The organism is Psychromarinibacter sediminicola (assembly GCF_029168335.1).
GTDB lineage: Bacteria > Pseudomonadota > Alphaproteobacteria > Rhodobacterales > Rhodobacteraceae > Psychromarinibacter > Psychromarinibacter sediminicola.
In genome coordinates this window covers 1-15,071 of record NZ_JARGYC010000093.1, presented here as the reverse complement: position 1 = coordinate 15,071, position 15,071 = coordinate 1, and the positions used below count along the sequence as shown (strand labels likewise).

General features: G+C 66.5%; 12 protein-coding genes and 1 pseudogene. 8 read left to right on the top strand and 5 right to left on the bottom strand.

Going from position 1 to position 15,071, the window contains the following annotated elements:
• Positions 1 to 149, bottom strand: a pseudogene (locus P1J78_RS22080) (IS6 family transposase); the annotation flags it as partial.
• Between P1J78_RS22080 and P1J78_RS22075 the strand changes: the two are divergent.
• Both P1J78_RS22075 and P1J78_RS22070 read left to right on the top strand, forming a co-directional pair.
• Positions 148 to 543: a DUF6635 family protein gene (locus P1J78_RS22075; protein ID WP_275569549.1), complete on the top strand. Its 396-nt coding sequence runs from the start codon at positions 148 to 150 to the stop codon at positions 541 to 543. The pseudogene P1J78_RS22080 and the gene P1J78_RS22075 overlap by 2 nt on opposite strands.
• A 98-nt stretch (positions 544 to 641) precedes the next feature.
• Positions 642 to 1,922, top strand: a complete 1,281-nt coding sequence (locus P1J78_RS22070) for a hemolysin family protein (protein WP_275569548.1) — start codon at positions 642 to 644, stop codon at positions 1,920 to 1,922.
• Positions 1,923 to 1,944: 22 nt separating this feature from the next.
• On the opposite strand, the gene P1J78_RS22065 is transcribed toward P1J78_RS22070, so the two are convergent.
• Both P1J78_RS22065 and P1J78_RS22060 read right to left on the bottom strand, forming a co-directional pair.
• Positions 1,945 to 2,925, bottom strand: a complete 981-nt coding sequence (locus tag P1J78_RS22065) for a calcium/sodium antiporter (protein ID WP_275569547.1) — start codon at positions 2,923 to 2,925, stop codon at positions 1,945 to 1,947.
• Between the two features lie 183 nt (positions 2,926 to 3,108).
• Positions 3,109 to 3,735 (bottom strand): exopolysaccharide biosynthesis protein, encoded by a 627-nt coding sequence (locus P1J78_RS22060; RefSeq protein WP_275569546.1) that lies wholly within the window; start codon positions 3,733 to 3,735, stop codon positions 3,109 to 3,111.
• Between the two features lie 364 nt (positions 3,736 to 4,099).
• On the opposite strand from P1J78_RS22060, the gene secD reads away from it, so the two are divergent.
• Genes secD through P1J78_RS22045 form a run of 3 tightly spaced genes read left to right on the top strand, consistent with a single transcriptional unit; the run spans position 4,100 to position 7,866 of the window.
• On the top strand, positions 4,100 to 6,643 hold the full coding sequence (secD, locus tag P1J78_RS22055) for a protein translocase subunit SecD (RefSeq protein ID WP_275569545.1): 2,544 nt from the start codon (positions 4,100 to 4,102) through the stop codon (positions 6,641 to 6,643).
• 53 nt (positions 6,644 to 6,696) lie between these two features.
• Entirely contained in the window at positions 6,697 to 7,086 is a 390-nt protein-coding gene (locus tag P1J78_RS22050) for a hypothetical protein (RefSeq protein ID WP_275569544.1), read from the top strand.
• Between the two features lie 30 nt (positions 7,087 to 7,116).
• Positions 7,117 to 7,866 carry a sulfite exporter TauE/SafE family protein gene (locus P1J78_RS22045; RefSeq protein WP_275569543.1) on the top strand — a complete coding sequence of 250 codons (750 nt, stop codon included), beginning with the start codon at positions 7,117 to 7,119 and terminating at the stop codon, positions 7,864 to 7,866.
• A gap of 306 nt (positions 7,867 to 8,172) precedes the next feature.
• Here P1J78_RS22045 and P1J78_RS22040 read toward each other — a convergent pair whose 3' ends face one another.
• Complete coding sequence (locus P1J78_RS22040) at positions 8,173 to 8,388, bottom strand: hypothetical protein (RefSeq protein WP_275569542.1); 216 nt, start codon at positions 8,386 to 8,388, stop codon at positions 8,173 to 8,175.
• Positions 8,389 to 8,423: 35 nt separating this feature from the next.
• Between P1J78_RS22040 and P1J78_RS22035 the strand changes: the two genes are divergently transcribed.
• Genes P1J78_RS22035 through P1J78_RS22025 form a run of 3 tightly spaced genes read left to right on the top strand, consistent with a single transcriptional unit; the run spans position 8,424 to position 14,564 of the window.
• The gene (locus P1J78_RS22035) at positions 8,424 to 9,773 is read left to right on the top strand and encodes a hypothetical protein (protein WP_275569541.1); all 1,350 of its coding nucleotides are present in this window, start codon (positions 8,424 to 8,426) and stop codon (positions 9,771 to 9,773) included.
• 28 nt (positions 9,774 to 9,801) lie between these two features.
• The gene (locus P1J78_RS22030; RefSeq protein ID WP_275569540.1) at positions 9,802 to 11,115 is read left to right on the top strand and encodes a hypothetical protein; all 1,314 of its coding nucleotides are present in this window, start codon (positions 9,802 to 9,804) and stop codon (positions 11,113 to 11,115) included.
• 29 nt (positions 11,116 to 11,144) lie between these two features.
• Positions 11,145 to 14,564 (top strand): hypothetical protein, encoded by a 3,420-nt coding sequence (locus tag P1J78_RS22025; protein WP_275569539.1) that lies wholly within the window; start codon positions 11,145 to 11,147, stop codon positions 14,562 to 14,564.
• Positions 14,565 to 14,721: 157 nt separating this feature from the next.
• Here the strand turns inward: P1J78_RS22025 and P1J78_RS22020 are convergent, their stop codons facing one another.
• Positions 14,722 to 14,988 carry a transposase gene (locus P1J78_RS22020; RefSeq protein ID WP_374213400.1) on the bottom strand — a complete coding sequence of 89 codons (267 nt, stop codon included), beginning with the start codon at positions 14,986 to 14,988 and terminating at the stop codon, positions 14,722 to 14,724.
• Positions 14,989 to 15,071 lie beyond the last annotated feature (83 nt).

Genomic DNA, 15,071 nt, shown 5'->3' with positions numbered 1-15,071 from the left:
ACCGCTTCATGGCTGACGTCGATCCCGCGTTCGTGCAGCAGGTCTTCGACATTCCGCAGCGAAAGCGGGAACCGGACATACATCATCACCGCGAGCCGGATGATCTCGCGCGACGTCTTGAAGTACTTGAATGGACAAGGTCGGGTCATGGGCGAAAGCTACCGACGCCCCTGCCCCGCCTCAAGTCGAGTTCCTTTGACACCTCCCACGACCGCCATCGCGGACTTCCCGCTGGGCGAAAGGCTCGGCGGCACCTGGTACAGCCTCTTCACGCCGGAAACGCCCGCCTGGCTGGTTGCTGCGGCGGTGACCGGGTTGATCGCGCTCGGTGCGACCTTCGCGGCCTTCGCAGGTATCCTCGCCGATCCCGTCCAGGCACGGTTGGGCATCCATCGTCGCAGGCTCCTGCGCCTTCTCGACACGATCGAACGGCACGGCACTGGCGGTATGGACGGCGCTTTCGTGGCGCGTGAGCATTTCCTTGCCCGCATTCTGGATTTCTGGGACGCTTTCATGGGCGTCTTTCGGATATTCAGGGGCTAAGCCGGGACATCGGGGCCCGCAAACCCCAAGAGACCCGCGCCCCCCACTTTTCCCTGCAGCGCAACCAGCGCCGGCCCATCCGGCAAGAGCACCAAGACATGTATCTCGAGATTGCCATCGTCATCCTCCTCACGCTGATCAACGGCGTCTTGGCCATGTCGGAACTGGCCATCGTTTCGGCCCGGCCCGCGCGGCTGAAGCTGATCGCGGACAAGGGCAGCCGGGGCGCGGCCACAGCCCTGAGACTCGCCGCCGATCCCGGCCGTTTCCTGTCGAGCGTCCAGATCGGCATCACGCTTGTCGGCATTCTGGCGGGCGCGTTTTCCGGCGCGACGCTGGGCACGCGGCTGTCGGCGACCCTGACGGAGGCGGGCGTTTCGCCAGCCCTCGCGCAGACGCTCGGTGTCGGATCGGTCGTGGTGGCGATCACCTATCTCTCGCTCATCGTGGGCGAGCTGGTGCCGAAGCAGATCGCCCTGCGTGCGCCCGAAGCCGTCGCCGCGCGCGTCGCCCCGATGATGGCTACCATCGCCCGCGTCGCGGCGCCGCTCGTCTGGGTGCTCGACCGGTCCGGCAAACTTGTCCTTGCCCTGCTTGGACAATCGAAGACGCAAGGCACCGGCGTGAGCGACGAGGAAGTTCGGCTGATCGTGGCGGAGGCGACAAGCGCGGGCGCCATGGAACAGGCCGAAAGCCAGATGATCGCGGGCGTCATGCGGGTCGCAGACCGCACTGCGCGCGGGCTGATGACGCCCCGGCACGAGGTGGCGGTGTTGGACATAGACACCGACAAGGCGGAGGTTCTGCGACAGGCGCGCGACATCGGCCGGTCCCGCCTGCCGGTCTGGGAGGACGACGTCGACAACATCGTCGGCGTGCTGACGACCCGCGATCTGCTGGGGCCGGCGGTGCCGGACGCGCCGTTCGATCTCCGCGCGCTCTTGCGCGAGGCCCCTGTGGTGCGCGACGGACAGGATGCGCTCGAAGTCGTCGACAGGCTGCGGACGGCGCCGGCGCATATGGTGCTGGTCTACGACGAATACGGGCACTTCCAGGGCATCGTCACGCCCATGGACGTGCTGGAGGCGATCGCGGGCGAGTTCCCCGAACACGGCACCGACGAACCCAAGGTGGTGACAAGGGCCGACGGATCCTACCTGATCGCCGGCTGGATGCCGGTCGACGAGTTCGCCGATCTGCTTTCGCTAGAGATCGACGAAGACCGCGATTACGAGACGGTAGCAGGGCTTGTCCTCGACGAAGTGGGCCAGTTGCCGGAAGTGGGGCAGCGCATCGACCTGCAAGGCTGGGGGGTCGAGGTGGTCGACATGGACGGTCGGCGCATCGACAAGCTTCTGGTGCAGAAGGCGGCGGCCTGAGTCCGCCGCCGCCATCCGGGACTTACGGCCAGATCGCCCACACATAGACGACGTAGCCGGCGAGCAGGACTGCGCCCTCCCATCGCGCGATCCGCAAACCCGTCCAGGCGAAGGCCACGAGCGCCAGCGAGACGCCGATCATCACGAGGTTGTCGAAGCTCACGATCTCGGCCGGCACCACGCCCGGCGCGATCAGCGCGGTGAAGCCTCCGATCCCGAGGATGTTGTAGATGTTCGAGCCGACGATGTTGCCGAAGGCCACGTCGCCCTGCTTTTTCAACCCGGCGACGATCGAGGTGACAAGCTCCGGCATCGAGGTGCCGACGGCGACGATGGTCAGCCCGATCACCGTCTCGGAAATGCCGAAGCCGCGGGCGAGCGAAACGGCCCCGTCGACGAGGAACTTGCCGCCGAACACCACGAGCACCAGTCCGGCGATGGCGATCAGGGCTGAGACGAGAAGCGACGTTTGCGGCGGCGCAGGTGGGGCGAGCGCGGGATCCACCTCCTGCAGGGCAAGGCTCTTGTCGTAGACCGCTCCATGATCCGGGGTGGCGGCACGTTCCTGACGGAATGCGAGAAAGATGTATCCGACGAGGGCCGCGACGAAGACCGCTCCAACGGCCCGCCCCATGGGCATGACGGCGGCGGCTGCCGCGAAGGCCACAGCCACGGCAAACATCACCAACCCGTCGCGCTTGAGCGCCGATGACGCCACGATGATCGGGCTGAGGAGGGCCGCGATGCCCGCGATCAGCAGAATGTTGGCGATGTTGGAGCCCACGATGTTGCCATAGGCGATCCCAGGCGCATCCGAGAGCGCGGCCTGCACCGAGGTCACAAGCTCGGGCGTCGAGGTGCCGAAGCCGACCAGGGTCAGCCCGATGACCAGCGGCGAAACACCCAGTCCGGTGGCGACCTGCACGGCGCCGCGAACGAGCAGTTCGCCGCCAGCGATCAGCAACACGAGGCCGCCAACAAGCGGCAACCATATTTCCAACACTTTCAGACTCCTAGCGTTTTTTGTTAAGACCCTAACAGATGGGCGGTCCGGGTTTGGGCTGCGGCCTGCAAACCCATCTTCACCACACGACCTGGCCGATGGTCAGGGCCAGCGCAGGCCCATTCTCGCTTTGAGACGCTTCATTCATGGTGTTCGAGCTAGAATTGGCCGCTGCCTTGCCCATCAGAAGATCCGAGCAACGGCGAATGCACCGCCGCCGATGATCGCCGCAACGAAGACGACGGCGAAAACCGATCCGAGGCAGCCAAGAATGAGCCAGACCCCGTCCCGTTCGCTCAGGGCCAGTCCGAGCGCGATGATCGCCAGTGCGGGGACGCCGTTGGCGAAAGGGATCGGCAGGAACAGCAGGAGCGCCATCACGAGACAGGCAACGCCGATGAGACGGTCGACGCTCGCAGTAGCACCAGGCCAGAGCCGTGGCCGCGCCAGCCGTTCGATGCGTTCGACCCATGGCAACGAGTAGTGGACGATCCGCGCGAAACTGGCCCGGTCGACGGAGCGGTCGCTCAAGGCACGCGGCAGCCAGACGGAGGACCGGCCTGCAACCAGCTGCAGCGCGAGGATCATGAGCGGCAGGCCGGTGATGACCGAAGAGCCCGGAATATAGAGGAAAACGTTCGGCACCGCGAAGAGCACCATGAGCGGCGCGAAGCTCCGGTCGCGAAGCCCGGACACCAGGTCGCCCAACGCGATGCGCGGTCCAAGCCCGCTCTCGAGATCCCGAAGGACACCCGAGAGGCGGCGCGGTGTGGCGGCAGACGCCGCACCAAGAGAGCGATCAAGCGTCATTTGAGCACCAGACGCCAGCAGCGATCGGCAGCGGGATCGCCGGAGCCGCGCCGAGCGCCAACAAAAGCAGAAATGGCATGATCGTAAGCCTTCGGCACATCACGCCTGGGCGGTCACGGGCACGTCGATGCGTCAGCGACACCGGGCGGAGAGGCACGGTCCGACATCACGAAGGTCTTCCGTCGTCAGAGGGGCCCGGGCCGCGATCAGGAATTGGAGATCGCCGAATTCTTTTCAATGGATCGGAAGGGAATTCTTTTTTCAGAACGCCTCTTGTAGGCGACCTTTTGAATTCTGATCTTCAACACGCCAGTCGCAGAACAGGTCCGGCGGACCGTGCCACCACCGCGCCAATGTCGCTTCGATGATCGGCGAGGCGCACCCGGCGCTTCCGGGTCTGGAGACTTCGGTCTTGAAGCTGCCCCTCTGGCGTTTTGCGCTGTACCTGCTGGTCATTCTGACCGGTCTCGCGGTCGCGGCTCCCACCTTTCTGCCGCGAGACCTTGCGCGGTCCTGGCCGACCGCGCCCGTGTCACTTGGCTTCGATCTGCGGGGCGGCGCTTCGCTGACGCTGCGGGCCGACGAGGCGGAGATCCGCACGGGGATCATGTCCGATTTCGCGACGGCCCTGACGGATGCGGAGCCAGGCCTGACGACCCGAGCGGCGGATGACGGCAACGGACTGACCATTGCTATTCCAGACGGCATGACGCCGGAGGCCGTGATGACCCTCGCGCGCCAGCACCTGCCGGAGGTCGGCGGCGGTCCTCTGAGCCAAGCCGAACCGGCCTACTCGCTCGCCATGGGCGAAAACAGTGTTGTCGCCACGCTGCGCCCTGCCGCTGTCGCGCTTGTGCAGGAGGACGCGGTTGCGCGCAGCATCGAGGTCATTCGCAACCGGATCGACGAAGCCGGTGTGGCCGAGCCATCGATCCAGTCGATGGGGCGGGATCGAATTCTGGTCCAGATGCCCGGGATCGAGGACCCGGCAGGCCTGCGCGCCCTGCTTGGGGCCACGGCCGAGCTGACATTCCACAGGGTCGTCCCCACAGAGACCGAGGGCGCGCTTACCCTGCCCGAAGCGAGGGGCGCGGAGTTATCCGTCGTCGCGCGCCCGGCGCTCGACGGCGAACGGCTGGCCGACGCCAGCGCGGCCTTCGACCCGGAGACCGGCGCGCCGGTCGTCCAGTTCCGCTTCGACAACGAGGGCGCGCGGATCTTCGGAGACCTCACCCGGGAACTGGTCGGACAGAGGTTCGCGATCGTGCTCGACGGCGAGGTCATCTCGGCGCCCGTCATCCTGGAACCGATCCTAGGCGGCTCCGGCGTCATCTGCGGCGCCTTCACGGTCGAGGAGACGACGACGCTGGCCGCCCTCCTGCGTGCCGGCGCGCTCCCCGTGCCGCTCGAGATCATCGAGGAACGCACGGTGGGCGCCGATCTGGGCGCCGACGCCATCGCCATGGGGCTCTGGACCGGGCTTGCGGGCTTTGCCCTGATCGCGGCGATGATGGTCGCGCTCTACGGGGGCTGGGGCGCGGTCGCGACCGTTGCATTGCTGATCAACATCGCCCTGACCGTGGCGGCACTCGTCCTTCTCGGCGCGACCCTGACGCTGCTCGGCATCGCGGGCCTGATCCTCGGTATGGGTCTGGCTGTGGATGCCAACGTCCTGATCAATGAACGCATCCGCGAGGAAACACGCGCTGGCAAGAGGGCCGCATCGGCCGTGCAGGCCGGCTTCGACCGCGCCTACCGCGCCATCCTCGATTCAAACCTCACGACGCTGATCGCGACGGCGCTGCTGTTCTGGCTCGGCTCCGGCCCGGTGCGCGGCTTCGCGCTAACGATGGGCCTCGGCATCGCGATCTCGCTGTTCACCGCCGTCGCCGTCGTGCGGGCGGCGATGGACATTCACCTGCGCACCCGGAAGCCGAAGACGTTCGAGATTCGCTCGCTGTTTCGGTTTCTTGCGCCGAAAACCGCCCCGTCCTTCCGTTTCATGCGCGCACGGGTTGCTGGGCTTGCAGTGTCGCTAGTCCTCTCGGTGGCCTCGATCGGACTCTTCATCGCGCCAGGGCTAAACTACGGCGTCGACTTCCGCGGCGGCGTGCTGATCGAGGCGCGCAGCGATGCGCCCGCCGACCTCGCGGCCTTGCGCGCCGGCGTCGAGGGCCTGACCCTCGGCGAGGTCTCGCTGCAGGAGAGCGATGGCGGCCGTTCGGTTCTGATCCGGGTCGAGGAGCAACCCGGCGGCGAAGCCGCGCAGACAGCGGCGGCCGAAGCCGTGCGCAGCGTCTTGACCGAGGTTTCCCCTGCCTCCGAGATCGACCGCGTCGAAATCGTTGGCCCCCGCGTCAGTGCCGAACTGGCCGTCGCAGGTCTCATCGCCGTCGCAGCGGCGAGCCTCGCCATGCTGGTCTATATCTGGGCGCGGTTCGACTGGCCCTATGCGGTGGGTGCCATCGCGACGCTGGTGCTCGACGTCACGAAGGTCGTCGGATTTCTGGCGCTCACGGGGCTGGATTTCGGGCTGACCGCCATCGCCGCGCTGCTGACGCTGATCGGCTACTCGGTCAACGACAAGGTCGTGGTCTACGACCGGATGCGCGAGAACACCGCCGGTCACCCGGACATGCCGTTGCGCGCTCTGATCGACCTGTCGATCAACCAGACGCTCGCGCGCTCGCTCTATACCTCCGGCACGGCGTTGCTTGCCATGCTCCCCATGGCGATCTGGGGCGGCGCCGCCGTCCAGAGCTTCGCGATCCCCATGGTCTTCGGGATCCTCGTCGCGGCCTTGTCGTCGATCTTTGTCGCGGCGCCCATCCTGCTGATCCTGGGCGATTGGCGTCGTCGCCGCGGTTCGGACGGAACGTCCGGTGCCACGCTCAAACCCATTGCCTGACATCACTCACATGCCCGGCCTTTTGCCGGCGCATCCCGAAAGGCTACATCACAATGATCCACGCTGCCGCCCTGTTCTCAAGCCTTGCCTCGCTGGGGCTCATCTGTCTCATTTATGCGTGCAACGTCCTGGCTCCACGCGATAGCTGGCTTCGAGCCGAGTGGCTCGCATCAATTCTGCTGTCGCTACTGACCGGTCTGTTCCCGCTCGCGCTCGCCGCATCGCTGACCGGCCTGTGGGGCGCGATTTCCGAAGGTATCACGCTTGGTGCGATCCTTTCAGCCAGCGCGGACCTGACCAGTCTCGCCGCAACGATCGCAACGGTTGTCGTGTTCCGAGCAATTCTCAAAGCAAATGCAGCATCACGGGCTAACCCGGACAACATCACGCCGCGTCCGACAAAACCGCATGTTGCAAGCCGAGTGATGAAAAAAGCCGCGTAATGCAGCAACTGGGGCGCGGGTGAGCAGGCCATGATCGAGGACTTCTGGCAAATCGCGACTGTCGGTTTCGCGGCGCAGATGGTCGACGGCGCACTCGGCATGGCTTACGGGCTCACGTCGACCTCGCTTCTGCTCACGCTGGGATACTCACCAGCCGCGGCGAGCGCCGCGGTCCACCTCGCCGAGACCGCGACGACAGCGGTCAGCGCCGGCTCGCATCACGTAGCGCGCAATGTCGACTGGAAGCTCGTTCGGCCGCTCGCCATCGCCGGAGTTCTCGGAGGGATTGCCGGTGCGACCCTTCTGGCGAGTGGAGCCGGCGACATGCTTCGACCCTTCGTCTCGGCCTATCTCGCCTTGATGGGGGGCGTGATCCTGTGGAAGGCATTCCGCAACCTGCCCGGCATCCGCCCGCCACGCGATCTCTTGCCACTCGGCGGGATCGGCGGGTTCCTCGATGCCATTGGCGGCGGCGGTTGGGGGCCGATCGTGTCGGGAACGCTGGTCGCATGCGGCAACTCCGCGCGCCACATGATCGGGTCGGCGATTGCGGCCGAGTTCTTCGTCACCACAGCCATCGCCGTCACTTTCGCGGGACACCTGAGCTGGCAGGAGTTTGGATGGGCGGCACTGGCGCTGGTCGTCGGTGGTGTCCCCGCAGCGCCTTTCGCCGCACTCATCGTCCGTTTCGCACCGCGGCGGACCTTGATGATCGGCGTCGGGCTGCTGATCGTCGCTCTTGGGGGCTATGGAGTGTCGCGCACTGGACTTGGCGGGTAGGCAGGTAAACCCACCCGCTGCTGCGCATGGGAAAATGCAAGAGCCGCCTTCAAAAAGACAGGCGGCCGGTTCCTGCTGGCGGCCTTCGTGCAATGAATCCACCTTCGCGAGCCCGACAGCGGCGCGCCCTTCCGCTGTCTTGAGGGAGAAATCGGCGCCGCGGTGGGGGTCTGCCTCGGGACCGGCCAGCCAGGCAATGGCGCGGGCGACCCAGTCGGGCGGAATATGCGCGCGAGGGTCCAGTCGGCTCATGGGTGCTGGTAGACGAACTCGACCCAGTTCACGCGAGGGTAGGATGGCTGTCCCTTATGCCGCGCAGAGACCGCGCCACTCGGCGAGAGCAGCGGCGCGCGCCAGGATCGCCTCGAACTCTTGCTCCGGCACGATGCCCGCGCCCAGTACCGTCACCTTGGTTCCCATTGCCCGCCTCCCGCGCCCGCCGGCGGCAAAGCTCTGCACCTTGTCGGGGCAGCGTCGTCCGAGCGACACCTTGCTGTGCGGGACGACGGTTCTCAGAATCATGACGCTGGTGTATCTTGAGTGTCGGAGGGGTCGGAATGGGACGGCGCGCTTTCCGCAGGGTTCTGCTTTTCGCGACGATACTGCTTGTAGCCGCCGGCGGCGGCGCGGCCGAGGTTAAGCCGCCCGGGCAATATGTCGGCGCCCCGCATCCGCTGATGACAGTGCCGCGCGGCCGCTACCGCACCAGCATGGGCTGGGTCATCGCCTCGATGATCGAGTTCGACAACCGCGGCCTGTTCGACAGCTTCAACATCTTCAACCTGGCCAAGCCCGAGATCTACCGTGACTTCGTCGCCGCCGAATCCGCTCATATCGCCGGTCTGCGCGGCCAGGCCTACTTTCGCTATGCCGAGGGCTTCGCGCGCGACCTGGCTCAACTGCAGATCCTGACGCTGGAAAACGACCGGCTCAGCCTGGCGCTAAGCTCGATCCCGAGGGCGATCCTGGTCGATCTGTCGGCGGCGGCGATCGGCACCGGGATCAAGCATGTGCTTCCGGCCAAGCGCGCCGGGATAGAGGCGCTGAATTCGGTCTATCTGGAAGAGGCGACAGAGCGGACGGTGCTGACACGCCGCGACGTTCTGGACCTCGCGACGCGCTACGATACGTTGCTGGGCGACGGGCTTGCGGGGCGGATCGCGCAAGGCGTCAGCGACGGCGACCTGCGCGACCTGGTGTCGGAGTCGGCGATCTCGGCGGGTATCGCGCAGGCCGTTGCAGCCAACAGCGCCTCGCCCGACAAGCTGCTGGACCTTTTGCGCAAGCAGATGGTGATGGATGTCGCCGCGCATGGGTGCGCCTGCGTGCTGGACACCCGGATCCACGAGGCGCCGGCGGCGATCCAGGCGGTGTTCGGCGACAATGGCGAATATCACACGCTTTTGGGTTACCTGTTGTCGATCAAGCTGGTGCCGCCGGACTCGACCATTCTCAACATCCTATCCGGACCGCAGGCGACCGCGATGCTGAACGCGGAACTCGCCAAGCTGCGGGCAATGGAAGGCAAGAACGCGGCGCGCTATTCGGCGTATCTGCGAGGGCTCCTGGTGGATCTCGAAACGCTGGAACGCGCGCAGATCGCGGCGCTCGATCGTGGCGTGGCGCGGTCGTTCCTCGAAGGCACGGTGATCAACGTGCTGTTCGGCTTCTTCGCCATCGGCGGTGGCAGCATGGCGCAGGCAGTGGCCATCTTGTCCAACGCCGGCTATGGCGCGCTCGACAACTACCAGACCATGTCGGACGAATTGCAGATTCGCATCCAGATGGCGGCGCTGCGCGAAACTGCGCTGGACCGACTGTTGCCGCACGTCCCGACCTGCGGCTGCGGCGCCGGGCTTGCCGTGGCGCCGACGAAGGTTATCAAGGGGGCGCCGCCCGAAGACTAGTGAACCCGGCGAAGGAGGGGATCGGCGGATGACCAGGTTGCACAATATGCTGGCGACGGCGCTGGCGTTGGCGATGACGTGGGCCGGAACGGCACCGGCCGCCGCCGAGGTAAGACCGATCCCCGACACCTGCGTCCACCCGGCGGTCGACCCGATCCCGCTGGCCGGCGAGACTGGCTTTGGCCCGTGGCGTCACCGCATGGCCATCGAACACCACCGCGGGCTGATTTACCGCGACATCACCGCGGCGGGAGAGCATTTTCTGGACTCTTTCCACGTCGCCTTCCTAGAACTGACATTTGAGACCATCCGCGATCAAACGACACGCTATGTGCGGTTCTGCGGCGGCGACGACCGGATCGTGGCCGACGGCTGGGACGCCCAGAGCCAAATGTACACCTTCGCCTATGAACGCGAGTTCCGCGAACGCGATATTCGCGGCGACTTCCGCGTCGAGTACCGCACGAAATACGGCGTCGTGGACCGGCCCTGCGCAGGGAGGCCGGGCGTCGGCGAAAGCGCCTTTGCACGCAATTGCGCGCGCTGGGTCCCGGTCCTGGAATACTCCTGGTTCGCTGAGGTGCCCGAAGATCCACAGGCGGCGATCCTGACCTCTGTCCGGGCATATTACCGGATCGACTATGGCCAGGCGGCGCTGGTGCTGATCAAGGATCCGAACTGGGCGCTGCAAGGCGCCTGGTCGGGGGCCGGCCTGCATCCGATCCTGCAGACCGAAACCTCGTTCGACGGGCTAATCGGCGGCGTCGAGGCCGATTTCGACAACATCCACCCCGCCTATCCCACGCCCGGCCGGCGCACCGTCGTGGTGCCGGGCTGTCGGTCCTTCGCCTTCGATTGCACGCATCTTCACTGGCGCTGGGGCGGCCAGTGGAACCCGCCGCTCGATCCGCTGGTCGAGCCCGAAACGGGCGCCACCGTGCCCGGTGCAAAGCCCGGCGGCGATTACCTGTCGCCAGGCCACACGATCCGGGTCCATGTTGCCGCCGACAAGGGTGAGGGCGACGTTCTAAACCCCGATGCGCTGATCGACGGCGACGCGCTGGCCACGGCGGACAAATGCCGCCGGGCAGTAGTGGGGGCACCCGTTGCGGCGAAGCTCGACACAATCGAGAACCCGGTCGTGGTCTGGATGGTCATCGAATCCGACAAGCCCAGCGACACGTTCTTTCGCTGGGGCTTTTTCGGGCTGGAACCGCTGCGGCACGTCAAGGAGAACCTGGGTCTGGCGGCGCTCGACAACGTGATGGAATTCTACCGGCAAAGCTGCGATCCCTATTTCGCCGCGCTTCTCGCCGAGATCATGCAGGGGAACCAGCCATGACGGCCCCGCGATTTCTGCGCCTGGCGGCAATGCTTCTACTGCTCGCCTGGCCGATCCCGGCGATGCCGCAAGAGGGGATCGACGTCTTTCGCCTGCGCGGCAATTTCGTTCCGGGATCGACCGGAAACCGGGTGCTGCTGCGGGTGCAGAATCTCAGTACAGAGCCCTCGCCCGAGGTCTCAGCGCGGCCGCAGCTGCCGCTGCAATACGTGGCGATCACCGATATTGCGCCGCCCGTCGCCACTGTGGCGCCGGGCGCCATCCAGGATTTCGTGGTTACCTTCGACATTCGCGGCGACGCGCCCGTCGGCTCGGGCGAGGCGGTGACGCTGTTCGTAGAGATGGGCTCTCATGTCCGCGCGGCGCGGTACGACGTGATTGTGGATTTCGTCGGGGCGGAGGCGCCGCTGCCGCCGCCGGTGGACCTGCCCGAGATGGATTTCGTCGAGATGCACGAAAGTTTCGAGGCCGGCACCCAGGGCAACGCGGTGGTGTTTCGCGTGGAGAACACCACCGCGTTTCCGGTTAAGGGGCTGAACCTGCGCCCCGAACTGCCGCTGCAATACCTGACGCTCGACCGCATAGAGCCGCAGGACATTGACCTCGAACCGGGCGAGGAGGCCGAGATCACCGCCGAATTCTCGGTTCGCCAGGACGCCGAGGTCGGCGGCGAGGACATCATCGAGTTCTATTTTGAAGCGGAATCCGACATTTACGTGCCGCTGCCCAAGTACCGGCTGATCGCCACCGTCGAAGAGGGCGAGCCCGTCGCCGCGTGCAACTCGGCCGTCGATGCCGGCGGCGACGAGGGCGGCGGGGTCGAGGTCGACCTGGGCGGTTTCACCGGCAAGGCGGGCTTCACCTGGGAGATGTTCACGGTAAAGGACCAGATGGATGTCACGGTCGGCGGGGTGAGCAAGACCACCGGCTGTGTCGGCGGCGCGGGCACCTTCGAATTCGACGTGCCGCCGGGCGCCCGCATCGCCACCGTGAAGGTGGTGCCGAATTGCGAAGGCACCACGGGCACCCAGTGGAACTTCACCTTCGAATGCCCGCTCGTGTCGGATGTCACCGCCGACGGCGACGGCAACGAGTTGGATCTGCCGGACGGCCCCGGCAGGCCCGACGGCGCCGTCGTCGGCATCGGCCCGGTGCCGGGCGTGCCAAGCGTGCCGGGACAGCTGACGCCGCAGGACAGCCCGCCGACCGTGGTGGGCGCCCCCGTGGTGCCGGCGCCGCCCTCGCCGCCGCCGATCACCAACGTGCGCACCGGCGCCGGCGAGACCGAGCCCAACAACGACCACACCACGGCGACGCCGGTGACCCTGGGCGGCACCGTCAGCGGCACCATCACGCCACGCGGCGATTACGACCATTACGCTGTGTCGGTGGCGCACCAGGGCGAATTGACGGTCCGCTTCCCCACGGTGCCGCCGGGGATCAACATCGCCTTCCGGGTCAAGGATGCCGACGGCGGTCAGGTCTGGGGCTGGCAAGGCGCCGAGGCCCAGGGCGCGGCCTTTTCCGCCTGGGTCGACCTGAAGGTGCCCGGCGATTACGTCATAGAGGTGCGCGACGGCTCCAGCAACGCGGCCTCGGATCAGCCCTACACGATGCTCACCAGCTTCATCCCCACCGCCGACGGCGCCGAGCCAAACGACGCCTACGACACGGCGACGCCGTTGGCCTGGAACGCCGCGACACGAGCCAACATCCTGCCGCGCGGGGATTTCGATCACTACCGGGTCGTGGCGGATCGCATGGGGCAACTGACGTTGCAATTCACCAAGGCGCCGCCGGAACTGAACATGGCGTTCCGCATCAAGAATGCCGCCGGCGGCCAGGTCTGGGGCTGGCAGGGCGCCAACTCCACGGGCGCGGCCTCTACCGCCACCGCCGATCTGCCGGCGCCGGGCACCTACATCATCGAGGTGCGCGACGGGTCCAGCGACGCGCGCTCGGCGGTGCCATACGAGATGGTTGCCTCGCTGAACCCCGCATTCGACGGCGGCGAGCCCAACAACGACTACACCGCCGCGACGCCGGTGGAATTCGGCGCCCAGGTCTGGGCCAACATCCTGCCCCGGGGCGATTACGATCACTACCGGGTCGAGATCGCGCAGCAGGGCGAATTGACGGTCTACTTCAACGAGTCGCCGGACGAGTTGAACATGGCGTTCCGCGTCAAGAACGAGACCGGCGGCCAGGTCTGGGGCTGGCAGGGTGCCGCGGATCACGGCGAGACCTTCCACGCCTGGGCCGATCTGAAGACGCCGGGTGTCTACATCGTCGAGGTGCGCGACGGCTCCAGCGACGCGCGCTCTCCAGATCCCTACGGCATGGTGATCTCGTTCCGGCCCACCGCCGATCCGGCCGAGCCCAACGACGACCACACTACCGCGACGCCGTTGGCCTTCGACATCGTGCAACAGGCCAACATCCTGCCGCGCGGCGATTACGACCACTACCGCGTCACGGCGCCGCATCAGGGCGAGCTGACGGTCGATTTCTCCGCATCGCCGGCGAATCTGAACATGGCGTTCCGCGTCAAGGACGTGGACGGCGGCCAGGTCTGGGGCTGGCAGGGTGCGACCGATCACGGCGAGACCTTCCGCGCCTCGGCGGACCTGAAGGCGCCGGGCGACTACGTGATCGAGGTGCGCGACGGCTCCAGCGACGCCCGCTCGCCCGAGCCCTACAGCCTGACGGCGAGGTTCGTGGCGACGCCGGACCCGGCCGAGCCCAACGACGATCACACGACCGCTACGCCGATCTCCCTGGGAGAACGGGTGGCGGCGGCGATCCTGCCGCGCGGCGATTACGACCATTACCGGCTGGACGTGCCGGACAGGGGCGAGTTGATGGTCGATTTCTCCGCCACGCCGGATAACCTAAACATGGCGTTCCGCGTCAAGGACGTCGACGGCGGCCAGGTCTGGGGCTGGCAGGGGGTCGACGATCACGGCAAGACCGGCGCCTTCTGGGTCGATCTGGCGGCGCGGGGGACCTATGTGCTGGAGATACGCGACGGGTCGTCAGACGCCCGCTCGGTCGAGGAATACGTCTTCACGACCGGCCTGAAGGCCGCCGCCGACAGCACGGCGGAGCCGAACGACGCGTTGGGCGATGCGACGCCGCTGGCGATGGGCGTGCCGGTGCAGGGCACCATCCTGCCGCGAGGCGACCGCGATCACTATGCCTTCTCGGCGGCCAGTACCGAGCTGCGGGTGTCTTTTTCGCAGGCGCCGGCAAACCTGAACATGGCGTTTCGGGTGCTCGACACCGGAGGCGGCCAGGTCCTCGGCTGGCACAGCGCGCCGTATCACGGCGCCGCCTTCGTAACAGATATCGAACTGCCGGGTCCGGGACGCTATGTGCTGGAAGTTCGCGACGGATCGTCGGACGCCCGCTCGCCCGATCCCTATACGCTGGTGATCGGCGCCAACTGAACGGCCGCGGTGCGGGCGGCGGGGAGAACGCCCTCGTGGCGGGCGCGAATTATTGAATGATCGCACCCTATGCCGGCACGGAGGGACAGCCGGTGACAGCTACCCAGACGCTTAGCTGACGATTTTCACAAAGCGAAGATTAACCGCTCACTGCGGACTAGGACGCGGACTCATAATGGCGCAGCCACAATCTTGAGCAGGCGATGAGGATAGCCGCAAGGTAGTTGCGGGCGGTCTTCTCGTATCGCGTGGCGATCTTGCGGTAATTCTTGAGCTTGTTGAAGAACCGCTCGACGAGGTTGCGCTTGCGGTAGAGGGCACGGTCGACCGAGCGCTGCACCCTGCGATCGCGTTGCGTGGGAATGTGGCCGCGCCCGCCGCAGGCGTTTATGACGTCGAGGACCGCACGGCTGGGTGCTGGCAGAGGAATTCTAACTCGTCTCAGCTTGGACAGTGACGCTGTCCCTTATGCCGCGCAGAGACCGCGCCACTCGGCGAGAGCGGCGG

What these genes read in the sequence shown, in the direction of transcription:
- P1J78_RS22050 (WP_275569544.1), top strand. Translation starts at nt 6,697, where the DNA reads ATGATCCACGCTGCCGCCCTGTTCTCAAGCCTTGCCTCGCTGGGGCTC.
- P1J78_RS22025 (WP_275569539.1), top strand. Translation starts at nt 11,145, where the DNA reads ATGCTTCTACTGCTCGCCTGGCCGATCCCGGCGATGCCGCAAGAGGGG.
- P1J78_RS22040 (WP_275569542.1), bottom strand. Translation starts at nt 8,388, where the DNA reads ATGATTCTGAGAACCGTCGTCCCGCACAGCAAGGTGTCGCTCGGACGA.
- P1J78_RS22075 (WP_275569549.1), top strand. Translation starts at nt 148, where the DNA reads ATGGGCGAAAGCTACCGACGCCCCTGCCCCGCCTCAAGTCGAGTTCCT.
- secD (WP_275569545.1), top strand. Translation starts at nt 4,100, where the DNA reads ATGATCGGCGAGGCGCACCCGGCGCTTCCGGGTCTGGAGACTTCGGTC.
- P1J78_RS22060 (WP_275569546.1), bottom strand. Translation starts at nt 3,735, where the DNA reads ATGACGCTTGATCGCTCTCTTGGTGCGGCGTCTGCCGCCACACCGCGC.
- P1J78_RS22070 (WP_275569548.1), top strand. Translation starts at nt 642, where the DNA reads ATGTATCTCGAGATTGCCATCGTCATCCTCCTCACGCTGATCAACGGC.
- P1J78_RS22030 (WP_275569540.1), top strand. Translation starts at nt 9,802, where the DNA reads ATGACCAGGTTGCACAATATGCTGGCGACGGCGCTGGCGTTGGCGATG.
- P1J78_RS22035 (WP_275569541.1), top strand. Translation starts at nt 8,424, where the DNA reads ATGGGACGGCGCGCTTTCCGCAGGGTTCTGCTTTTCGCGACGATACTG.
- P1J78_RS22045 (WP_275569543.1), top strand. Translation starts at nt 7,117, where the DNA reads ATGATCGAGGACTTCTGGCAAATCGCGACTGTCGGTTTCGCGGCGCAG.